Source organism: Streptomyces sp. NPDC020731, assembly GCF_044334705.1.
Classification (GTDB): Bacteria; Actinomycetota; Actinomycetes; order Streptomycetales; family Streptomycetaceae; genus Streptomyces.
Genome location: NZ_JBIRTN010000019.1, coordinates 37,393 through 59,170, shown reverse-complemented (window position 1 = coordinate 59,170; position 21,778 = coordinate 37,393). Strand labels below are relative to the sequence as shown.

Sequence of the window (21,778 nt, the reverse complement as noted above, 5' to 3'; positions counted from 1 at the left end):
TGCCTCCCGGAGCAGCGGATGGCCGGTCGCCGGTGACACCGGCGGCGGACGTCCCGTAGGGACGAACCCGACGATAGCGGGACACAGACGCTGGTGCAGGCGTCGGCGGAGATCCGCCGCCCGAGCCGGTTACGCGCCGACGAGGAGCTGCGGCGACAGCACTTTGATCATCGTGTTGGTCCAGCGCATCTGGCGCAGGGTCTGCGGATGACAGGAGGAGACCAGCTCCAGCAGCTCCGCGTCCCGGGTGGCCTGTGCCGCCTGGGCGAGCATCTCCCAGTGGAGCGAGCTGCGCGAGGCGGCCAGATGCAGGTCGCGCAGGTCGTGCAGGAGCAGCAGGCCCGTCTCCGGACGGCGCCCGAGGGCCTGTGAGGCCTTCTCCCGCAAAGCGGTGAGCGCTCCGGGCAAGGGGTTGCCGCGGGGCCCGGAGAGGGGGACGCCGCGGTCGCGGCCGAGGGCGGCGAGCCGCGTGGCGTGCTCCCGGGACCAGCGGGCGACGTCGGTGGCGACGTGGTGGAACTCGTGCTCGGTGCGATGGCGCTCGGCGGCGGCCAGCAGGTCCTGCTCCAGGTCCCGTTCGTCGTCGTGCAGGATGCGGAGCGTGATGCCGATGCCGCTCATGAGCCGCTCCCCGCCGTCCCGTTGCCGTCGGTGCCCGTGCCCTGCCGCGCGTCGCGCCGGGCGACCAGCGTCATGCGGGCCGCGGCCGTCTTGAACAGCGGCTGTTTGGAGAGCGGGTCCCAGTCGGTGACGGTGGTCTCGTTGGCGGCGCGGCCGGGCCGGTCGTCGGGCGGCCGGTGGCCCTGTGGGGTGTCCCAGTAGCCGTAGTGGAAGGGCACGAACACCACGCCGTCGCGGATCGCGGTGGTCCGCAGCCGGGCCCGGATCGCTCCGCGCGGGGTGGTGACCTGGACCAGGTCACCGTCGGCCAGGCCCTGCGCGGCGGCCTCCGCGGGCGAGATCTCCGCCCACACGTCCGGTGCGGCGGCGTTCAGCTCGGGCACGCGGCCGGTCTTGGTGCGGGTGTGGAAGTGGTACACGGTGCGGCCGGTGATCAGATGGAGGGGGAACTCGGGTGAGGCGTCCTCGTGCGGCGGGAGGTATTCCGCGGCCTTGATCACCGCCTTGCCGTCCGGGTTGAGGGAGCGGTACTCGACCGGGGTGACGGTCGCGCCGGTGACCATGTCCTTGCCGTAGCTCTCGCACCGGTCGGGGTGGGCGTAGGCGATACCGTCGGTATAGAGACGGGCGGTGCCGTCGGGGGCGTCCTCGGTGCAGGGCCACTGGATGCCGCTGCCGTGCCGCAGTTTGTCGTAGCTCAGCCCGGTGTAGTCGCAGGGGCGTCCGGCGCTGCACCGCTGCCAGGCGGCGAACGCGCCCTGCGGGTCCCGCCAGCCGATCAGCGGGCCGCCGTCCTTGTCGCGGAAGTCCATACGGGCGGCGAAGTCGAGGAAGATGTCGAGGTCGGCCCGGGCCTCGCCGGGCGGTTCGACGGCCTTCTCCGACAGGTGCACGGTGCGGTCGGTGTTGGTGAAGGTGCCGGTCTTCTCGCCCCAGGTCGCGGCCGGCAGGACGACGTCGGCGAGCTGGGCGGTCTCGGTGAGGAACAGGTCCTGCACCACCACGAACAGCCGCTCCTGGGCGAGGATCGAGCGGATCCTGGCGAGTTCGGGCAGGGAGACGGCCGGGTTGGTGCCGGTGATCCACAGCATGCCCAGCGAGCCCTGCTCGGCGTAGCGGAAGATCTGCATGGCGTGGGTGGGCGGGGCGTAGTGCGGGATGGCGTCCGGCTCGACGTTCCAGATCTCGGCGAGCTGGGCCACGTGCTCGTCGTTCTGCCAGTTGCGGAAGCCCGGAAGGTCGCCGTTCGCGCCGCATTCGCGGGTGTTCTCGGCGGTGGGCTGGCCGTTCATCTGGAGCAGCCCGCAGCCGGGGCGGCCCAGCATGCCCCGGATCAGATGCAGGTTGTTGACCTGGACGGCGGCGGCGGAAGCCTGGTGGGACTGGTAGACGCCCTGCAGGACGGTGGACAGCAACCGCCGTGCGTCGCCGAGGAGTTCCGCCGCCCGTTCGATCTGCGCGGCGGGGACGTCACAGATCTCCGCCGCCCACTTCGGGGTGCACCGCTCGACGCGGGCGGTGAGTTCGTCGAAGCCGACGGTGTGCGCGTCGAGGTAGGCGCGGTCGGTCCGGCCGGTGCGGATGATTTCGTGCAGCAGCGCGTTGAGCAGCGCCACGTTGGTGCCGGGGCGCGGCGCCAGGTGCACGTCGGCGCGGCGGGCGACGGGGGTGTACCGGGGGTCGACGCACAGCAGCCGGGGCGGATCGGAGCCCTCCAGCCGGTCCAGGATCCGCATCCACAGCACGGTCTGGGTCTCCGCCGCGTTGTGCCCGAACAGGGCGATGGTGTCGGCGTGGTCGACGTCCTCGTACGAGCCGGGCTGGCCGTCGGAGCCGAAGGTCTCCTTGAGGGCCTCGGCGGCCGTCGCGGTGCACAGGCGGGTGTTGCCGTCGAGGTGGTTGGTGCGGATGCCGACGTGGGCGATGAGGGCGAGGGTGTAGTACTCCTCCAGGAAGAGCTGTCCGGTGGTGTAGAAGCCGACGGCGCCCGGACCGCGTTCGTCCAGCAGGTTTTTCGTGCGGGCCGTGACCCGGTCCATGGCGGTGTCCCAGTCCGACTCCACCAGCCGTCCGTTCTCCCGCACGAGTGGCCTGGTCAGCCGGTCCGGTGAGTGGTTGGACTGCCAGCCGTAGAGGTCCTTGGGCCCGAGCCGGCCGCGGTTCACCCGGTCGACCGCGCGGCCCCGCACGCCCACGATGCGTCCCCCGCGCACCGCGATGTCCAGCGCGTCGCCGTTGGAGTGCAGGATGGAGGCGGACCGCACCCACCGCTCCACGTCCTCCTCGCCGATTCCCTCCGCCAGGTGCATGTCGGTGCGGGCCGGCCAGGGGGTGCCGGGCGCGTAAGGGGTGCGCGCGCCCCAGGGGTTCGCGATCCGGTCCGTCGAGCTGTCCAAGGTCCGACCTCCCACGGGAAGTGATGTCGCCCCGCGAGTACCCACTCCGCGGAGCGTGAGTATTCACATTAGGCATCCAGTAGGACACTCCGAGTTATTTCGATCGGTCGGCGCGCCATTCCTTCCGGGCGACGTTCACCGACGGGCTGGCACGGCTCCTTCCTGGCTCCCTAGGATGTACTTCCTGTCCAGCCAGTCCAGTTGGCGCGGCCCGCAGGGGGAACGATGCACACCGGTAAGCAGCTGTCCACCGAGATCGACGCGACCGTGCCGACGGCAGCGCGCATGTACGACTACTACCTGGGCGGCAAGGACAACTACGCGGCGGACCGTGCCGCGACCGAGGAACTCGACAAGGTGGTGCCCAGCACCCGCCGCCTGGCGCTGAACAACCGGCGCTTCCTCCAGCGGGTGGTCCGCACCCTCACGCAGGAGTACGGGATACGGCAGTACCTCGACCACGGTTCCGGTCTGCCCACCCAGGACAACGTCCACCAGGTCGCGCAGCGCATCGACCCGGCCGTCCACGTGGTGTACGCCGACAACGACCCGATGGTGCTGGTGCACGGCCGTGCCCTGCTGGAGCAGGACCGGCGCACCGCGGTCATCCAGGCCGACATGCGCGACACCGACGAGATATTCGGTCACCCGGAGACGCAGCGGCTGATCGACTTCTCGGAGCCGGTCTGCGTGCTGTTCAACTCGGTCTTCCACTGCATTCCGGACGACGACGCCGACGGTCCGCTCGCCCTGGCCCGCCGGGTGCGCGAACGGCTGGCGCCCGGCAGCTTCATGGTGATGTGCCAGCTCGTCAGCGAGAACGCCGAGGTCCGTGAGTTCGTCACCGACTTCATGGGCCGGGCGACCCACGGAAACTGGGGCCGGGTGCGCGAGCCGAAGGACGTCGAGTCGTACTTCGAGGGCCTGGAAGTCCTGGAGCCCGGCCTGGTGGAGGTGTCCACCTGGCGTCCGGACACCGAGGTGGCACCCCGTCAGCTCACCCAGGAGTGGATCGAGTTCGGCGGCGTGGGCCGGCTCCCGCTGTAGCCCCTGACGCCGCGACGCCCCCGCCGGACCGTTCGGGTCCCACGGGGGCGTCGGCGTGTTCGCGCCCGCCGCTACGCCGTGGCGTAGCGCTCCTTGATCGTCCTGCGGAGCAGTTCCACCGAGTCGCGCGGTTTGAGCGCCTCGTCGGCGAGGCGGTCCAGCGCGATCCGGTACTCCTCCGTCTCGTCACGGTCCTCGAGGAAGTTGGCGCTCCTGATGTGCTCCAGATAGACCACGTCGGGCAGGTCGAGCCCGCCGAAGCGCAGATAGGTCACGGGGATGGCGGGAGCCGACGCGTTCGTCACGTCCAGCGGCACGATCTGCACCGTCACGTTGGTCCGCTCGGCCATCGTCGCCAGGTGCTCGAGCTGTTCACGCATCACCGCGGGGCTGCCCAGGACGCGCAGCAGGACCGACTCGTCGATGACGGCCCAGATCTGCGGCGCGGTCTCACGCAGCAGCAGTTCGGCGCGGCGCATGCGCAGTTCGACCCGGCGCTGCACCTCGCCGGCCGGGGCGTTCGGCAGCCCCCGCTCGACGACCGCGCGGGTGTAGGCGGCGGTCTGCAGCAGTCCGGGGACGTACTGGATCTCGAAGGTACGGATGGTGGCGGCGGCCTCCTGGAGCCCGACCAGACGGTCGAACCACTCGGGCATCAGCCGCTTGTCGTACCGCTGCCACCAGCCCGGCTCCCCGGCCCGCAGGAGCAGCTTGAGCAGCACCGAGGCCTCGTACTCGTCGGTGCCGTACAGCGTCAGCAGTGCCCGGACATCACTCTCGGCCGGCGGGCGGCGGCCCTTGCCGGACTCGATGCGGGACAGCTTCGCCGGGCTGAAGCCGGCGGAGCGCGCCGCCTGGTCCTGGGACAGTCCGGCATCGTCACGGAAGCCTGCCAGCTGCACGCCGACCAGCATCTTCAGCAGAGTCGGAGCAGGCTCGGGCCTGTCCAGATAGGGTTCCAGACGGGAGATTCGATGCGACGCGGCGGACATCCTGACTCCCAGCAGACCGGCACAAGGGCGGTTTACACTATCGCATCTGACTGCCCCTCACCGCATCCGCGTGCGAAAGCCCCGAGGAAGTGGTGAGTTGCGCTCCGCTTCACCGGCACCCGGCACCGGGCCGGGCGGCCGGTGCCGGGTGCGCCGCGGGCGTTCAGACCAGGTGGTCGAACTCGCCGTCCTTCGCGCCGGCCAGGAACGCCGCCAGCTCCGCGGCCGTGTAGATGAGGGCGGGACCGTCGGGGTCACGGGAGTTGCGCATCGCGATCCCCCCGTCGGCCAGCGGGGCCACCTCGACACAGTTGCCCTCGGCGTTGCTGTGCCGGCTCTTGATCCAGCGGGCGTCCAGCTGACTGGCCCGCACTCCGTTCCGCACTCCTGGCACCGCTGTCTCCTTGCTGTTCCCGTGTCCCTCCCGGCGCGCCGTCCGGGCGTCCGGCCGCGCGCCGGGAAAAAATCTCGCGCAATTTCTCGTGCAATTGCACACGAGCGCTGTCAGCGTGGATAATAGCTGCGGCGTCAACCCCCGTGCTGGCGCCCCGTCCTGACGTCGCATCGGGGAGATGCCGTGTCATCACCTGCGCATCCACTGCTCCGGCCACCGGCCGCCGCCGTGATACGGACGAGCGGCCGCGGCGCGGTACCGGCGGATCCGCGCCGGCCGCTCCCGGCACCGAAGGCGGCCCGCCCCGCGTCCACCCCGGTCACGCTGCGCCTCGCACGCGGCCGGGAGGGGCTCGCGCGGGCGCGGTCCCTCACCGGGGACACCCTGCGCGACCGGTCGCGCGGCCACCACCGCGACGACGCCACCCTTGTGACCACCGAGCCCGCCGCCGACGCCGTGACACACACGGCGCCGCGGCGCGCGGGTGCGCCGGACATCCGGCTCGGGTTCCACCCGGAGCCCTCGTACCTGCTGCTCACCGTCTCCGACCCCGACGACCACCCGCCCGTCCGCCCACCCGGTGCCGGCTCCGGCCCGGAGGAGCACGGCCGGGGGCCGCGCACCGCCGACGCCCTGTCCGAGGGGCGGGGCCGGGCCCCCGCCCCTCCGGCGGGCAAGACGGTGTGGACCCGGTTGTCGACCCGACCTCCCATCTGACACGACTGCCGCGGAAAGGCACCCACGCCATGCGCAGCGCTTCTACGGAACAGCCGAGCAGCGAGCGCCCTGTGCGCCACACGTCCCCCACCGGAGTGGCACGGACCACACCCCTCACGGCGCTGTCCCGCGTGCCGTGGGCCGGCATGCAGGACTCCACCGGCTCGGCGGCGGCCATCCCCCTGCTGCTGAACGGCATCGCCTGGGGGGACGCCGGCACCGCCCGCGCCGCCCTGGAGGATCTGCGGAAACGGATCTGCCAGTACGGCTTCGTCACGGAACAGGCGACCGCGGCCACGGTCCCCTTCCTCTGGGAGCTGGCCCAGCTGCCGCACGTCACCTGCCGGGCCGGGATCATCCAGCTGCTCAGGGCCATCGCCGACGCCCGGCAGTGGGAGAGCACCGCCGCCGTGTATCCCAAGCTGCTCAACCGCCGGGAGAACCCGGTGGTGTGGGAGCGGGCCGCCCGGCAGGCGGTCCGCTCCCGGCGCGGCGACCTGAACCGGCTGCTGGCCGAGCCGGACACCGAGATCGCCCGCGCCACCGCGGAGCTGGCCCGCGCCCTGGCCGACTGAGGCCGCGGAGCACGGTTTCCGGGGTGGCCCGGTCAAGGAACGCGCGCGGCCCTTCGGGGGACGAGTCGCGCGCCGGGGGGAGGGTCGCGCGCGGTCAACGGGGGACGGCCGCGCGCGACCCGGGGAACCTGTGACGAAAAGGTGACAACCCGCCGGTCAGGTGGGTGCCGTCCCTCGCCTCGCGTGGCGCGGCAGTGTAGACATGGCACATGGTCCGACTCATGGGTCGATCCCGGCCCCGGTCGTCCCAGCGGCCCGGTGCCGCGGCGCCCGTACGGCGCCGGCGGGACGCGGACGGCCGCTCCCGGTGGCATTCGGCGGCGGGGCTGCGGTCGGTGCTGAGCGGACGCAGCGTCGCCGGACAGGTGTTCGTGCTGCACTTGATGATCGTGCTGCTGCTGGTCGTGGCCGCCGTCGTGGCGCTGGTGCTGCAGGTGCGGCGGGACAGCACGCAGGAGGCCCGCCATCGTTCGCTGGCCGTCGCGGAGACCTTCGCGAACGCGCCGGGCATCGTCGAGGCGCTGGGGTCCCCCGACCCCACGGCCGTGCTCCAGCCGCGTGCCGAGGCGACGCGCGAGCAGGCGCGGGTCGACTTCGTCGTCGTCATGAACACCGACGGCATCCGCTACACGCATCCCAGGCCTGACCGCATCGGCAGACAGTTCGTCGGCACCATCGGGCCCGCGCTGGCCGGCGAGCCGGTGGTGGAGGAGATCGAGGGCACCATCGGCCGGCTGGTGCAGGCGGTGGTGCCGGTGAAGGACGCCGGCGGCGAGGTGGTGGGCCTGGTGTCGGCCGGCATCACGACCGAGCACGTCGGCGGGGCGGCGGAGGGCCAACTGCCCCTCGTCCTGAGCGCGGCGCTCGCCGCGCTCGCCCTGGCGACCGGCGGCGCGGCCCTGGTGAGCAGACGGCTGCTGCGCCAGACCCACGGCCTGGGCCCGCGCGAGATGACCCGGATGTACGAACACCACGACGCGGTGCTGCACTCGGTGCGCGAAGGGGTGATCATCGTCGACGGGGACGGGACGCTCATGCTCGCCAACGACGAGGCGCGCCGGCTGCTCGACCTGCCCGAGGACGCCGAGGGCCGGCCCGTGCCGGACATCGGCCTGGACCCCGGCACCGCCGAGCTGCTGTCCTCGGGCCGCGTCGCCACGGACGAGGTGCATCTGGTGGCCGACCGGCTGCTGGCGGTCAACCAGCGGCCCACCGACCGGGCGGGCGGCCCGCCCGGCAGCGTGGCCACGGTCCGCGACTCCACCGAGCTGCGCGCCCTGTCCGGCCGGGCGGAGGCGTCACGCGAGCGGCTCAACATGCTGTACGACGCGGGAGTGGGCATCGGGACGAGCCTGGACGTCACCCGCACTGCCGAGGAGCTCGCCGAGCTGGCCGTGCCGCGGTTCGCCGACTTCGTCACGGTGGACCTGTTCGAGTCGGTGCTGGCCGGCGGCCACCCCGACGCGGCCGGCGTACTGCGCCGGGCGGCATCGGCGGGGATCGGCGCCGACGCTCCGCTCTACCCCAAGAACGAGCAGATCCGCTTCGTCGCGTCGGCCCCGCAGGGCGTCAGCCTCGCCACCGGCCGGCCGGTCCTGGAGCCCCGGCTCGGCGAGGCGCCGGGCTGGCACGCACAGGACGTGGAGCGCTCCGGGCAGGTCATGGAGTACGGCATCCATTCACTGATCACCGTGCCGCTGCGGGCCGGGGCGCTGGTGCTCGGAGTGGTCAGCTTCTGGCGTTCACGGAGGACGGAGCCGTTCGACACCGACGAGCTGGCTCTCGCGGAGGAGCTGGTCGCCCGGGCCGCGGTCTCCATCGACAACGCCCGCCGTTACACGCGCGAGCACAGCATGGCGGTGACGCTCCAGCGCAGCCTGCTGCCGCGCACCCTGCCCGAGCAGAGCGCCCTGGAGATCGCCTACCGCTACCTTCCCGCGCAGGCCGGGGTGGGCGGGGACTGGTTCGACGTGCTGCCGCTGTCCGGTGCCCGGGTCGCGCTCGTGGTCGGCGACGTCGTCGGCCACGGCCTGCACGCGGCGGCCACGATGGGCCGGCTGCGCACGGCGGTGCACAACTTCTCCGCTCTGGACCTCTCGCCCGACGAACTCCTGACCCTGCTCGACGAACTGGTCGGGCGCATCGACCAGGACGAGGCGCAGGACGAGCAGAGCGCACCGGTGACGGGGGCGACCTGTCTGTACGCGGTCTACGACCCGGTCTCCCGGCACTGCACCGTGGCCCGGGCGGGCCATCCGCCGCCGGCCGTGGTCCGCCCGGACGGCGGTGTGGAGTTCTGGGACGTGCCCGCCGGCCCCCCGCTGGGGCTGGGCGGTCTGCCGTTCGAGTCGGCCGAGCTGGAACTGCCGGAGGGCAGCCGGCTCGTCCTCTACACCGACGGGCTGGTCGAGGACCGGGGGCACGACATCGACGTCGGCCTGGAGCAACTGCGCGAGGCGCTGTCCCGGGCCGGTGACTCCCCCGAGGACACCTGCAGGGTCGTACTGGAGTCCCGGCGCCCGGCGCGGGCCGGTGACGACATCGCGCTGCTCGTGGCGCGGACGCGGGCGCTGGCCGCCGGGCGGATCGCCCGGTGGCCGGTGCCGCCGGATCCGGCGGCCGTCGGCGAGGTGCGGGCGGCGGTCACCCGGAAGCTGGCCGAGTGGGGGCTGGACGAGCTGGCGTTCAGCACGGAGCTGATCCTGAGCGAACTGGTCACCAACGCGCTCCGCTACGGCGGCACCCCCATCCAGGTGCGGATGCTGTACGACCGCAACCTGATCTGTGAGGTGTACGACAGCAGCAGCACCTCGCCCCATCTGCGGTACGCGACCATGACGGACGAGGGCGGGCGCGGCCTGTTCCTGGTGGCCCAGCTCGCCGAACGCTGGGGGACCCGCTATCTGCCCGCCGGCAAGGTCATCTGGACGGAACAGCCCGTTCCGTGAGGCATAAGGGCACGTAGGGAGAACTCATAAGAGAGGCTTATGAGCCCATAGACCGGACCCGCGTACCAAGTAAGGCATGCCTCAGTCTAGGCTTCCAACCGAGTCGCCTGTCATCGCTCGAAGGGAACCTGACCATGCCCCGCCCCCTGCGGGTAGCCATCGTCGGATCCGGCCCCGCCGGGATCTACGCCGCCGACGCCCTGCTCAAGTCCGACGTGGCCGCCGAGCCCGGCGTGTCCATCGACATCTTCGAGCGCATGCCGGCGCCGTTCGGACTGATCCGGTACGGCGTCGCCCCCGACCACCCGCGGATCAAGGGCATCATCACGGCCCTGCACCAAGTGCTCGACAAGCCGCAGATCCGGCTGTTCGGCAATGTGGACTACGGCACCGACCTCCACCTCGACGATCTGCGCGCGTTCTACGACGGTGTGATCTTCGCCACCGGCGCCACGGCCGACCGCGCGCTGCCGGTCCCGGGCATCGACCTCGACGGCTCCTACGGCGCCGCGGACTTCGTCTCCTGGTACGACGGCCACCCGGACGTGCCGCGCACCTGGCCGCTGGAGGCCGAGAAGGTCGCCGTGCTCGGCGTCGGCAACGTCGCCCTCGACGTGGCCCGGATCCTGGCCAAGACGGCCGACGAACTGCTGCCCACCGAGATCCCGGCGAACGTGTACGAGGGCCTGAAGGCCAACAAGGCGCTGGAGGTCCACGTCTTCGGCCGCCGCGGCCCGGCGCAGGCGAAGTTCAGCCCGATGGAGCTGCGGGAGCTGGACCACTCCCCCAACATCGAGGTGATCGTCGACCCCGAGGACATCGACTACGACGACGGTTCGATCGCCACCCGGCGCGGCAACAAGCAGGCCGACATGGTCGCCAAGACCCTGGAGAACTGGGCGATCCGCGATGCCGGCGACCGTCCGCACAAGCTGTTCCTGCACTTCTTCGAGTCGCCCACCGAGATCCTCGGTGAGGACGGCAAGGTCGTCGGCCTGCGCACCGAGCGCACCGAGCTCGACGGCACCGGCAACGTCAAGGGGACCGGCGAGTTCAAGGACTGGGACGTCGGCGCGGTCTACCGGGCCGTGGGCTACCTCTCCGACAAGCTCCCCAAGCTGCCCTGGGACATCGACTCCGGCACGGTCCCGGACGAGGGCGGGCGCGTCATCCAGGAGACCGGCGAGCACCTGGAGTCCACGTACGTCACCGGCTGGATCCGGCGCGGTCCGGTGGGCCTGATCGGCCACACCAAGGGCGACGCCAACGAGACGGTGGGGAACCTGCTGAAGGACTACGCGGCCGGCCGGCTCGGGACCCCCGGCTCGCCCGCCCCGGAGGCCGTGGACGCCTTCCTCGCCGAACGCGGCATCCGTTTCACCACCTGGGACGGCTGGTACCGCCTGGACGCCGCGGAGAAGGCACTGGGCGAGCCGCAGGGCCGCGAGCGCGTGAAGATCGTGGAGCGCGAGGACATGCTGCGGGAGAGCGGCGCGTGACCTGTTGACCCCGCGCGGGGTCGCGCTCCCGGGCGCCCGTCCGGTCCGGTCGCGGACCGGACGGGCGCCCGCGCGTGTCAGTCGGGGAGGGCCAGGCGGTCCGTCTCGCCCGGGTGCGGGCGGACCGTGCGGTCCGGGAGGTGGACCTCGATCGGGGAGCGGCCGGAGGAGGGCACGGCGATCTCCAGCAGGCCGTGCTCCAGCCGCAGCCGGACACCCCAGTGGCCGTGGTAGCGCAGGGTGAAGCCGTAGGAGGAGAGTTCGGGCAGGGGCACCGGGTCGAGCCACAGGGCTCCGCCGCGGGTCTCGAGGCCGGTCAGTCCGCGCTGGACGAGGTCGAGGGTGCCGGCCATGGCGCCGAGGTGGATGCCCTCCCCGGTGGTGCCGCCCTGGATGTCGGCGATGTCCGCCTGCAGGGCCTCCTGGCAGAACTTCCAGGCGTCCGCGCGCCGGGCCCGGGCCAGCACCCAGCCGTGGACCAGGCCGCTGAGGGTGGAACCGTGGCTGGTGCGGTGCAGGTAGTGGTCGACCGTGCGCCGCCAGGTCCGTTCGTCCAGGATCGTCCCCAGCCTGCGGAAGATCGACTGGAGTTCGGCGGGCGAGAAGAGGTAGCCCAGCATCAGGACGTCCGCCTGCTTGGAGGCCTGGTACCGGTTGACGGTGTCGCCCTCGGCCTCCAGCAGCCGGTCCAGCCGCCGGATGTCGCCGTAGCGGTGCCGGTAGCCCCGCCAGTCGAGTTCGGCGAGTTCGCCGTAGCCCTCGAACTGGCTGATGACGCCGTGGTGGAGGGGTACGTGGAGGGTGCGGGAGACCTCCTCCCACTTCTCCAGCTCCCTCGCGTCCAGTCCGCTCCGCTCGGCGAGTTCACGGCGGCGCGGCTCGGGCAGGCCGCGCAGCACGTCCAGGGTGCGGGCGAGCACCCAGGCGGCCGTGACATTGGTGTACGCGTTGTCGTCGAGGCCCGGTTCGGTGGCGTCCGGGTAGGCGTCGTGGTACTCGTCGGGACCGACCACGCCCTTGATGCGGTAGCGGCCCAGACGGTCGTCGAAGGTGGCGGAGTCCGCCCAGAAGCGGGAGATGTTCAGCAGCATCTCGGCGCCCTTGGTGTGCAGGAACTCCTGGTCGCCAGTGGCCTCGCAGTACTGCCAGACGTTGTAGGCGATCGCCGATCCGACGTGGTGCTGGAGGTGGGAGTGGTCGGGCAGCCAGCGGCCGGAGCGGGGGTTGAGGTGCAGTTGCTGGGTCTCCTCCCGGCCGTCGCTGCCGCTCTGCCAGGGATACATCGCGCCGTGGCGCCCGGCGTCCCGGGCGGCGGTGCGGGCGCGCTCCAGACGCCGGTGCCGATGGTGCAGCAGCGCGCGGGAGACCTCGGGGAAGTGCAGGTTGAGGTACGGCAGGACGAACAGCTCGTCCCAGAAGACATGCCCCCGGTACGCCTCGCCGTGCAGCCCCCTGGCCGGGACCCCCACGTCCAGGTCCGCGGTGTGCGGGGAGAGGGTCTGCAGGACGTGGAAGAGGTGCAGCCGCAGGATGCGGCCCGCCTCGCCGGGTACGTCCAGTTCGGCCCGGCGCCACAGCTGGCCCCAGGCCGTCAGGTGCGGCGGGAGCAGCTCGTCGAAGCCGCCCGCCCGGACCACCCGGCCGACGGCGGCGTGCAGCGGGTCACTGATCGCGGGGTCGCGGGAGGTGTGCAGGGCGACGATCTTGTCGACGGTGACGGTGTCTCCGGCGGCCAGGTCCAGACGGGTGCTCTGCAGGGCGCGCGGGCGGTCGTGCCGGTTCGTGACGGGCCCGGGTGCCGTCAGCCGGGCGGCGAGCGCGATCCGGACGTCCGAGGTGCGGGTGCGGCAGCGCAGCCACACCGTGTCCGCGGCGGTCGTGCCGGTGAGCACATGGGTCAGATGACGGCCGTCCAGTTCCCGGTAGCGCGGCACCCCGGCGTTGGTGACGTCGCCGTCGAGCGCCGCCTCGGTCTCCAGGGTGCCGGAGAAGCCCTCGGCGGTGAACTCGGTGCGCAGGCCCGCCAGGTGGGGATCGGCCATGTGCACGAAGCGGTGCTGGCGCACCAGGAGCGTCCGTCCGGCGCCGAGGCCGTACCGCGTCCTGCGCTCCAGGAGTCCCGAGGACAGGTGCAGGGTCTCGCCGTGGTCGAGCACGTGTGCGGTGTCGGGGGTGAGCCAGGGCTCGCCGGGGAGCCGGAAGCGCAGCGGCAGCCAGTTGGGCAGGTTGACCATGTCCTCGTTCTCGACGTGCCGTCCGGCGACCTCGGAGACGAGCCGGTTGTAGACGCCGGCCGCGTACGTGCCCGGGTAGTGCACCTCGTCCGCGGAACACTCCGGCAGCGCGCCCCGGGTGGCGAAGTATCCGTTGCCCAGGGTGCACAGCGACTCCCGCAGGCGCGCGTCGGCGGGATCGTACCCCTCGTGCTCCCAGGTCCAGCCCGTCACTGCGACGCTCCTCCCGCCGACGGCTGCCGCGCGGCTCCGCGCCGGTCGTGGACGGACGCCACGGCCGACCACCGGAGTACCCGTGGCGGGTGCCCGGCACACACCGACCGGCGGGAGCCGCCTACCGCTCCCCCACCGGCACGCGCCACAGCAGGGTGGTGCCCCGGTCGGCGGAGCTGGTGACGTCGAACGTGCCGCCCAGCTGTTCCGCGCGTTCGGCCATGTTGCGCAGCCCGCTGCGACGGCCCCCGTCCGGGATGCCCACACCGTTGTCCGCGACCGTCAGCCGTACCTCGCGTCCGTCGGTCTCGAGCGCCACCTCGGCGCGGTCGGCGCGGGCGTGCCGGGCGATGTTGGTCAGCGCCTCGGAGAGCACGGCCACCAGGTGGTCGGCGGCCTCCTTGGAGACGTGGGTGTCGATCAGGCCCTCCATCCGCACGCTCGGGGGGAAGCCCAGCACGGGTGCGGCCTCGCCGACCACCCGTACGGCGCGGGCCCGCAGGCCGGTTCCGCCCACGCCCGCGTCGCCGGGCGAGCGCAGGCCGAAGATGGTCGACCGGATGATCTTGATGGTCTCGTCCAGGTCGTCCACGGCCCGCAGCACCCGCTCCGAGGCCTCCTTGTGGTCGATGAACCGGCCGGCGCTCTGGAGCGTCATGCCGGTGGCGAACAGCCGCTGGATGGCCAGATCGTGCAGATCGCGGGCGATGCGGTCGCGGTCCTCGAACACGGCGATCTGCTCGGCGTCCTGACGGCGTTCCGCCAGCTCCATCGCCACGGCCGCCTGGGCGGCGAACCCCTGCAGCGGTTCGATCTCCTTGTCCGTGAACGCGTTGCTGCCCGCCACCCGCACCAGCAGGACGATGCCGCGCACGCCCTCGCCCGACCCGATGGGCACGGCGACCGCCGGGCCGAGGTCCGTGTACCGCTCGGGGCCCGGGAAGGCCCGGTCGTCGCGCGCGATGTCCGCGCTGGTGACGGGAGCGGCACTGGTGAAGGCGCGGCCCAGCAGGCTGTCGTCGACGGGCACGACGAGCCCGTGGTGGGTGTCCGCGCCCTGTCCGATGGCCAGTTCCACGGTCAGCGAGTCGGTGTCGGCCATGGGCTCCGCGACCACGGCGAGGGCGGCCCCGGTGATCTCCCGGGCGCGTTCCGCGATGAGCGCGAGCGCCGCGCCGCGTTCGCTGCCGGACATCAGTCCGTGGGTGATCTCGGCGTTGGCCCGCAGCCACCGCTCGCGCAGCCGGGACTCCTCGTACAGGCGGGCGTTGTCGATGGCGACGCCGGCGGCGACCGCGAGGGTGGACAGGACCGACTCGTCCTCCTCGTCGAAGTGCGCCCCTCCCCGCTTCTCGGTCAGGTACAGGTTGCCGAAGACCTGGTCGCGGACCCGGATGGGGACCCCGAGGAAGGTGTTCATCGGCGGGTGGTGGGCCGGGAATCCGTACGAGGCGGGGTGGCCGGAGAGTTTCTCCAACCGCAGCGGCTCCGGACGGCGGATCAGCTCACCGAGGATGCCGTGGCCCTCGGGGTAGTGGCCGATGCGGGCGATCGCCTCCTCGCTGACCCCGACGGTGTGGAAGGCGGACAACCGCCTGCCGTCCGGGCCGATCACGCCCAGCGCGGCGTACTGCGCGTCCACCAGCGCCGCCGCGGCCTCCACGATGCTGTGCAGCACCTGCTCCAGGTCGAGTTCCCGGCCGACCGAGAGAACGGCCTCCAGCAGGCTGTGCACCCGGTCACGGGTGCCACGGGCCGCGTCGATCCGCGCCTGGAGCTCCTCCAGCAGCTCGTCGAGCCTCAGCTGCGGTAGCCGTACGCGGGCATCCTCGTCCCGCTCGGAGCCTGCCACCCGTGTGCCTCCGTCGCCTCGTCCGCCGCCGTCCCCCGGCGGCCACCCGGCCGGCGCCCCGGTAACGGTCCAGTAAAGGTGACGGTACGGCATGGGCCGGACGGCCGGACCGGCGGGGACCGCGGGCGGGCGGACCGCTCGGCCGCATGGGCCGGACGGCCCTGTCCCGTGGCCGGTCTCCGGGGCCGGAGGTCCCCTTCCCGCGGGACGACGGTCCCGCATTGCCCCCAGGAACCCCGTTACCCCCGGAAACAGGCATGTCGCGTTGCTATACAGGTGCTGCCGCCGGTCCGGATCCGCGGTCCGACCCTCTTTCCCCGTCCCGTCTTTGGGAGACCTCATGCTGTCCGAAGAGTCCGCCGCAGTACTGCGGGCCACCCTGCCCGCCGTGGCCGGGGCGCTCGACGAGATCACCACGCGTTTCTACGGCTCGATGTTCCGCGACCGGCCCGAGCTGCTGGACGGCCTGTTCAACCGGGGCAACCAGGCCAGTGGCGCCCAGCGCCGGGCGCTCGCCGGGTCCATAGCCGGTTTCGCCCAGGCGCTGCTCACCGATCCGGACACCCGCCCGGACGCCCTGCTGTCCCGGATCGCCCACAAGCACGTGGCGGTCGGGATCACCGACGACCAGTACACGATCGTGCACAAGTACCTGTTCGGTGCGATCGCCGAGGTGCTGGGTGACGCGGTGACGCCCGAGGTCGCCGCCGCCTGGGACGAGGTGTACTGGCTGATGGCCGGCGCCCTCATCGCGCGGGAGGCGCGCCTCTACCACGACGCCGGTGTCGAACCGGGCGACATCTGGCGCCCGTGGACGGTCGTGGAACGCCACGAGGAGACGGACGACGTGGTGTCGTTCCTGCTGCGCCCCGCCGACGGCGAGCCCGCCCCGCCGGCCCGGGCGGGCCAGTACGTCAGCGTGAAGCTGCTCATGCCCGACGGGGTGCACCAGCTGCGCCAGTACAGCCTGTCCTCGGACCCCGGGGGAGATCTGCGCCGTATCACCGTCAAACGGGTCGCGGGAGCGGACGGCGCACCGGACGGCGAGGTCTCCGACCTGCTGCACGAGCGGACCGGCACCGGGGACGAGCTCATGCTGTCCGTGCCCGCCGGCGACGTGACGCTCGACGAGGCCGACACCCCGCTGGTCCTGGTCTCGGCCGGCATCGGCTGCACCCCGATGCTGGGCGTGCTCGCCCGGCTGGCCGCCACCGGCTCCACCCGGCGGGTGCTCGTCCTGCACGCGGACGGCTCGCCCGACGAGCACGCCCTGCGCGCCGAGACCCGCGAGACGGTGGACTCGCTGCCCGACGCGGAGGCGGTCTTCTGGTACGAGCGTCCCGGCCCCGAGGAGCCCGACGCCCGCAACGGCCTGATGGACCTCGCGGGGATCGACGTACCGGCGGACGCGACGGTGTACCTGTGCGGCCCGCTGCCGTTCATGCGTGCCGTGCGCGGCGGGCTGCTCGACGCCGGGGTGCCCGCCCGTGCCATCCACTACGAGGTCTTCGGCCCCGACCTGTGGCTGCCGGAGGCGGCCTGACCGCCCCGGGCCCTTCGCGTCCACTACGGCGCGAAGGGCCCGGGCGCCGGATCAGACCTCGAGCTCGGCCTCGATACGGCGCAACTGGTGCCGCGCCATCGCCAGGTTGGCCCGGCTGCCGTCGAGCACCAGGTACAGGAAGAGGCCGTTCCCGCCGCGCCCCTTGAGCAGGCGGATCAGGTGGTACTGGCTGCTCAGGGTGATCAGGATGTCCTCGATCTCCTCGTTCAGCCCCAGGTGTTCCATGGTGCGCAGCTTGGACCGTACGACGTCGGTGTTGCCGGCGGCGGCGACCTCCAGGTTGAAGTCCTTGCCGCCGCCCAGCGTGCCGAGGGCCATGCCGCTGGTGTAGTCGACGAGTGCGGCGGCCGTCGCGCCGTCGATGGAACTGAGGCATTCCTTGAGCGAGGTCTCGGTGTTGGCCATGGGAGTGTCCCTTTCGGTCGTGACGGGTGATTCGGGCCGGCCGCCGGGTCGTACGGAGGCGTCCGGCCGGGAGGGAAGGTCGGGAGTCAGCCGCCGGGCCGGGGCCGGGGCCGGTGTGCGGGCCGCTGCGGGGTCCGCACCGGGAGGGTGCCGATGGGCCGGGCCGGTCCGGGGGTCTCCCGGGTCGCGATCCGGTCGGCGTGCCGCCCTCCGCCCGGGCCGATGTGGGTATCCACCAGCTCCGCGATCCGGGCACCGCTGCGCCGGCCCTCCAGATGCAGCCGGCCCACGTTGACCCGGTCGTCGGCGAGGAGGGTGAGGACGGCGGTGGCGCCGGCCGCGTAGGTGGCGATGTAGCCCTGGCTGCCGCGCACCAGGAGCTCGCGGAACTCGCCGCGGGCGGCGGCGTCCGCCATGCGGTACGCGACGCCGAGCGCGGCGGCGGTGAGCGCGGCCAGCCCTTCCGGTTCGGCGTCCGGTACGTCGTGGGCGAGGACGAGTCCGTCGACGGTGGCCGCGAGGGAGCCCGCCAGCCGGGGTACGCGGGTGCGGAGCCGACGCAGTTCGTCCAGTACGTCGGTCTCGACGGCCATGAGCAGTCTCCTTTCGGCACGCTGTCGGCGCGCGCGGATCACAGTGCCTCCAAGGCGTCCAGGAGCCGTCTCAGCAGCGCTGTGTCGGGCTCGTCCCACGCCGCGCCGCCCGCGTCGGGGACGGCGTGGACGGGCGTGGCGGGCGGGGGTGGCGCGGGGGTGACCAGTCCGCCGGCGGCCAGGCGGCGCAGTTCGACGAGGGTGTGGAAGGTGCGGTGGGCGAGGACCGCGGCGATCTGTGCGGCGGTGCGGGCGCCGTCGACCTGGGCGAGGGTGCGGGCGCGGCGGGGCGGGAGTTCGGCGGGAGAGGTGCCGGGCACGCGGGTGAGCGGGGCGGTGTCGACGGCCGGGTCGGGCCAGATGCGGTGCAGCAGGTCGCGGCGGCGCCGTGACTCGCCGAGCACGGTCGCCACCGGTACCGGGCGGACCGCGCCGAGCCAGTGCGCGACTCCGGGGCGGAAGCGGAGCGTGGCGCCGTCGTGGGCGAGCGCGAAGTACGCCGCGTCGAACAGGGCGCCCAGATGGCACAGTTCCAGCGCGCCGGTGGTGAGACGCCCGCTGTCGACCAGCTGGCGGCCGACGCGGTGACGGGCCCCGGCCCGCTCGACCGCGTCCCACCAGCCGGCCGGGGCGACGGCACCGCTGCGGGTGAGCAGGTCGCCGAGGTCGGGGCTGCACGCGGACTCGACGTGGACGACGCGTCCCGCCGAGAGGTAGAAGATCCCGGACTCCGTGGAGAGTGCCCCGGTGGCACGGTCGGCCGCGAGGGTGCCGAGCAGTTCCGGCACGGTTCCGTCGGTGCACGCCGTGGTCATCCGAGCACCAGCCGGTCCGCCATCTCGGCCAGCCGGATCCGGGCCAGGGCGAGGTTGCCGTCGGCGCGGTCGAGCCAGAGGTACAGGAAGACCGTGCTGTCGAAGGTCGTGACGACGAAGCGCAGGAGGTGGTACGCGTCGGCGGTGGTGAGGATCAGGTCGTCGACGGGTGGTTCCTTGCCCGCCTCGGCCCGGCCGCCGCCGCCGCCGACGGGCGCGAGTGTGCCGCTCTCCATGGCCAGGCGGGCGAGTTCGGCGGTCTCCGCGGCCGTGGCCTCCGCGTCCTCGCCGGGTGCCTCGCCCACCGCCCCCAGGGCGAGCCCGCTGATCCAGTCGACCACCAGGGCACCGCGCGCCCCCGGCAGTCGCATGGCTTCCAGCAGGCTCTCGTCGATTCCGGGCACGCCGGATCCCCCTTCTCGCACGGCTGTACCGCGAACGTGACGTCGACGCTACGGTGTGTGCTCGACCGAGGTGAGGGCTTTGGCGTTTTCCGGGGGAATATGCGACAAGGGCGGTGCGCCGCTGGTAGGGTCCGGGCTTTTGCCGCCACGACCGCCGCCGGGACGGGAGGCGGCCGTCCGGCCGGGTACGGGCGGGGCCGGCCCCGGTGCGGATGGCGGGCCGGCCCCGCCCGCGGCATCCATGGTGGTGACGGCCCCGTCACCGGGACCACGGGTGAACCGCTGTCACCGCGTGTGCGCCGCGCACACCCCGCGCGCGACACGCCGATCGACGGAGCCCCGGCTCAACCCTTTGGCCGGCGGGCGACGATACTGGCAGGAGCACGTGTCCCCGCTCACGACTGGACCCATGTCGACCTCCCCCTCAGCCCGCCCCACCGTCCCTCCCACAGTCTGGCTGGCCCGCGGCCGTCACGCCGGTGCCACACCCGACACGTCGCTCCGGCACACCCTGCACTGGCTCAAGGCCGGCCAGGACATCGACGACTTCCTGGAACTCCCCGCACCGGAGACCGCTCCCGACCTGGTGTTCGAATCCCGGACGCGGGTCGCCGGCGGGGTCACCGTGCGCGCCCGGCTGAGCCTCGCGCCCGGCACGGACGCGGGTCGGGACTGGACCCTGGTCGCCGAGGCGGAACAGCCCTGGGACTCCTCCTGGCCGTCCCCGGCCGCCATGTTCTGGCCGTCGGAGCCGGACGCGGAGTGGAACACCGACCCGGTGACGGGACTGCGGCCGGGCGGGATCAATCCGCTTCCCGAGGACGACAAGGCCGTACGGCGACTGCTGCGCGACTGCGCGCGCGACGCGTGGCACATCCATGTCGTCGTCCATGAGGCCATGACCACGGACGAGCGCGGCCGGGTGCCGCTCGCGCGCTGGCTGCCGCCGGGTCTGCGGGACCGGGTGGTGGAGCACCGGGCCACGCCCCAGCAGTCGCGGGTGGCGAACTGGGCGCTGCGGGAGTTCGGCGTGGAGGTTCCGCGCGGGGGCGCGGTGGTGCTGCCCGGCAGCCCGGTGCCCGAGGGCTACGACGCCGACGCCTTCGCCGTACGCGCGGTGTTCCTGGACGGCACGGAACCGGTCGACCTCGTGGAGGCGGTGGTTCGGTACGACGCGCTGCCGCGCGCGCTGCCGGAAGGGGCGCGGGACGCGCTGACGGCGCTGCGGGAGGAGTGGCACCTGCTGACGACGGCGGAGGAACTCGCCCGCGAGCGGGCGCTGGTGGCGATGTACGCCGAGGCGCTGGAGGCGATGACGAAGTCCCGGGACCTCTACCGGGAGGCCGCGGAGCGCGCGCATGAGGCGCTGGCCGCGTACCGGGAGTCGGCCGGGGCCCTGGGCACGGGGCAGACTCCCGCGCCCCGGGCCCCGTCCCCGCTGACCCGCACCCTGGAACGCCTCAAGGCCGGCGCCAGGGCCCGCCGCCCCGCCTCCGAGGACCCGGCCCCGTCGGACCACTAGGCACTTCCGGCACGGCCCGGACGCGGTGTGCGGGAGGGGCGGTCGCCGTGGCCGTCCCGGTGGGTGTGACCGGTTCGTTCGGGGAAGGTGACGAAGAGGAAGTGGTCGTGATCGGCTCCGCGGGAGGGCCGATGGCCATTTCCGGGCGCTCCACCCCCACCGCCACTCGGTCGAGCCACCGGGGCGGCCTGCGGCGATCCGGCGTTCCGCGCGGATTTCGCGGGGCATCGGACGCGTGCGCGCATGGCCGGTCCCGGCCGTCATACCGGCGCCGCGAACGGGAATCCGCTCAGTGCAGGCTGTGTCGCGGCGGGGCCGCGGCACGGGTCACGGGAGGAGGGCGGTCCGTTGGAGACGACCACCGTGGTGCTCGTCGTCGCCGCGGTCCTCGCGGCCGTGGTGCTGGCCGGCGCCGTCGCCGTCCTGGTCCGACTGGTGCGCACGCGGCGTGAGTTGCGTCACGCGGGCCTGCCCACGGGGCCCCGCTGGGTGTTCTGGGGCGCGGTCCTCTATCTGGTGCTGCCGGCCGATCTGCTGCCCGATCCGGTCTATTTGGACGACATCGGCGTGCTCCTGCTCGCTCTGCGCACCATGCGAGGTTCCTCCGGTGCCCGGGCTCCCGGAGGACGCCTCCGGCGGGGCGGCCGGCGACCCGCCGATGATTACGCTCCGTAAGGAAACCAACCACCCGTTCGATTCGTATAAGTCTCTGGAAGCCAAAAGAAGTCGGCGGACCAAGCGACGGCGCACAGGGGGCCGTTGCCTGCTCGGCGCAGCACCGACGAGGGAGAGACGATGCAACCGTTCGCGCTCAACTACGCACGTCCGGCGGTGGAGTTGGCCGTTGCCACTCCGTACGCGTATGACTCCGGACTGCAGTTGAACGTACTCGGCGACGGACGGATCGCGGCCTGCGACCACGCGCTGTTGCGCGAGGTGGGGACGACGACGTCCACCGCGGGCTCCAAGACCCACTTCGACGACTGA

General features: G+C 72.8%; 19 protein-coding genes. 9 read left to right on the top strand and 10 right to left on the bottom strand.

Features of this window, described 5'->3' with window-relative positions:
* Positions 1–129: 129 nt before the first annotated feature.
* Positions 130–621 carry a hypothetical protein gene (locus tag ACH4VX_RS26980; protein ID WP_398370825.1) on the bottom strand — a complete coding sequence of 164 codons (492 nt, stop codon included), beginning with the start codon at positions 619–621 and terminating at the stop codon, positions 130–132.
* Positions 618–3,017, bottom strand: a complete 2,400-nt coding sequence (locus ACH4VX_RS26975) for a molybdopterin oxidoreductase family protein (RefSeq protein ID WP_398370824.1) — start codon at positions 3,015–3,017, stop codon at positions 618–620. Before ACH4VX_RS26975 ends, ACH4VX_RS26980 begins: the two co-directional genes overlap by 4 nt.
* Before the next feature lie 225 nt (positions 3,018–3,242).
* On the opposite strand from ACH4VX_RS26975, the gene ACH4VX_RS26970 reads away from it, so the two are divergent.
* A complete protein-coding gene (locus ACH4VX_RS26970; RefSeq protein ID WP_398370822.1) occupies positions 3,243–4,064 on the top strand; it encodes an SAM-dependent methyltransferase in 822 nt (273 codons plus the stop codon).
* A gap of 71 nt (positions 4,065–4,135) precedes the next feature.
* On the opposite strand, the gene ACH4VX_RS26965 is transcribed toward ACH4VX_RS26970, so the two are convergent.
* Both ACH4VX_RS26965 and ACH4VX_RS26960 read right to left on the bottom strand, forming a co-directional pair.
* A complete protein-coding gene (locus ACH4VX_RS26965) occupies positions 4,136–5,056 on the bottom strand; it encodes a helix-turn-helix domain-containing protein (RefSeq protein ID WP_398370820.1) in 921 nt (306 codons plus the stop codon).
* Positions 5,057–5,219: 163 nt separating this feature from the next.
* Entirely contained in the window at positions 5,220–5,450 is a 231-nt protein-coding gene (locus ACH4VX_RS26960) for a DUF397 domain-containing protein (RefSeq protein WP_398370819.1), read from the bottom strand.
* A 183-nt stretch (positions 5,451–5,633) separates the two neighbouring features.
* Between ACH4VX_RS26960 and ACH4VX_RS26955 the strand changes: the two genes are divergently transcribed.
* The 4 genes from ACH4VX_RS26955 (at position 5,634) to ACH4VX_RS26940 (ending at position 11,189) form a co-directional block, all read left to right on the top strand.
* Positions 5,634–6,167, top strand: coding sequence for an ATP-binding protein (locus ACH4VX_RS26955; protein WP_398370817.1), 534 nt, complete (start codon positions 5,634–5,636; stop codon positions 6,165–6,167).
* Positions 6,168–6,196: 29 nt separating this feature from the next.
* On the top strand, positions 6,197–6,742 hold the full coding sequence (locus tag ACH4VX_RS26950) for a hypothetical protein (RefSeq protein ID WP_398370815.1): 546 nt from the start codon (positions 6,197–6,199) through the stop codon (positions 6,740–6,742).
* Between the two features lie 209 nt (positions 6,743–6,951).
* Complete coding sequence (locus ACH4VX_RS26945; RefSeq protein ID WP_398370813.1) at positions 6,952–9,690, top strand: SpoIIE family protein phosphatase; 2,739 nt, start codon at positions 6,952–6,954, stop codon at positions 9,688–9,690.
* 134 nt (positions 9,691–9,824) lie between these two features.
* Positions 9,825–11,189 (top strand): FAD-dependent oxidoreductase, encoded by a 1,365-nt coding sequence (locus tag ACH4VX_RS26940; protein ID WP_398370811.1) that lies wholly within the window; start codon positions 9,825–9,827, stop codon positions 11,187–11,189.
* A gap of 77 nt (positions 11,190–11,266) precedes the next feature.
* On the opposite strand, the gene ACH4VX_RS26935 is transcribed toward ACH4VX_RS26940, so the two are convergent.
* Both ACH4VX_RS26935 and ACH4VX_RS26930 read right to left on the bottom strand, forming a co-directional pair.
* Positions 11,267–13,636: a glycoside hydrolase family 65 protein gene (locus ACH4VX_RS26935; protein ID WP_398370810.1), complete on the bottom strand. Its 2,370-nt coding sequence runs from the start codon at positions 13,634–13,636 to the stop codon at positions 11,267–11,269.
* Between the two features lie 121 nt (positions 13,637–13,757).
* The gene (locus ACH4VX_RS26930) at positions 13,758–15,488 is read right to left on the bottom strand and encodes a GAF domain-containing protein (protein ID WP_398370808.1); all 1,731 of its coding nucleotides are present in this window, start codon (positions 15,486–15,488) and stop codon (positions 13,758–13,760) included.
* A gap of 340 nt (positions 15,489–15,828) precedes the next feature.
* Here ACH4VX_RS26930 and ACH4VX_RS26925 point away from each other — a divergent pair, with 340 nt between their 5' ends.
* Positions 15,829–17,031, top strand: a complete 1,203-nt coding sequence (locus ACH4VX_RS26925) for a globin domain-containing protein (RefSeq protein WP_398370806.1) — start codon at positions 15,829–15,831, stop codon at positions 17,029–17,031.
* Positions 17,032–17,082: 51 nt separating this feature from the next.
* Here ACH4VX_RS26925 and ACH4VX_RS26920 read toward each other — a convergent pair whose 3' ends face one another.
* The 4 genes from ACH4VX_RS26920 to ACH4VX_RS26905 form a co-directional block, all read right to left on the bottom strand.
* Positions 17,083–17,457: a hypothetical protein gene (locus ACH4VX_RS26920; RefSeq protein ID WP_398370805.1), complete on the bottom strand. Its 375-nt coding sequence runs from the start codon at positions 17,455–17,457 to the stop codon at positions 17,083–17,085.
* 86 nt (positions 17,458–17,543) lie between these two features.
* On the bottom strand, positions 17,544–18,050 hold the full coding sequence (locus ACH4VX_RS26915) for a roadblock/LC7 domain-containing protein (RefSeq protein WP_398370803.1): 507 nt from the start codon (positions 18,048–18,050) through the stop codon (positions 17,544–17,546).
* Positions 18,051–18,088: 38 nt separating this feature from the next.
* Complete coding sequence (locus ACH4VX_RS26910; protein WP_398370802.1) at positions 18,089–18,865, bottom strand: DUF4388 domain-containing protein; 777 nt, start codon at positions 18,863–18,865, stop codon at positions 18,089–18,091.
* Positions 18,862–19,269 carry a hypothetical protein gene (locus ACH4VX_RS26905; RefSeq protein WP_398370800.1) on the bottom strand — a complete coding sequence of 136 codons (408 nt, stop codon included), beginning with the start codon at positions 19,267–19,269 and terminating at the stop codon, positions 18,862–18,864. Before ACH4VX_RS26905 ends, ACH4VX_RS26910 begins: the two co-directional genes overlap by 4 nt.
* A gap of 409 nt (positions 19,270–19,678) precedes the next feature.
* Between ACH4VX_RS26905 and ACH4VX_RS26900 the strand changes: the two genes are divergently transcribed.
* The 3 genes from ACH4VX_RS26900 (at position 19,679) to tgmA (ending at position 21,778) form a co-directional block, all read left to right on the top strand.
* The gene (locus ACH4VX_RS26900) at positions 19,679–20,791 is read left to right on the top strand and encodes a hypothetical protein (protein WP_398370799.1); all 1,113 of its coding nucleotides are present in this window, start codon (positions 19,679–19,681) and stop codon (positions 20,789–20,791) included.
* A gap of 348 nt (positions 20,792–21,139) precedes the next feature.
* Positions 21,140–21,466 carry a YkvA family protein gene (locus ACH4VX_RS26895; protein ID WP_398370797.1) on the top strand — a complete coding sequence of 109 codons (327 nt, stop codon included), beginning with the start codon at positions 21,140–21,142 and terminating at the stop codon, positions 21,464–21,466.
* Positions 21,467–21,586: 120 nt separating this feature from the next.
* A complete protein-coding gene (tgmA, locus tag ACH4VX_RS26890) occupies positions 21,587–21,778 on the top strand; it encodes a putative ATP-grasp-modified RiPP (RefSeq protein ID WP_004935783.1) in 192 nt (63 codons plus the stop codon).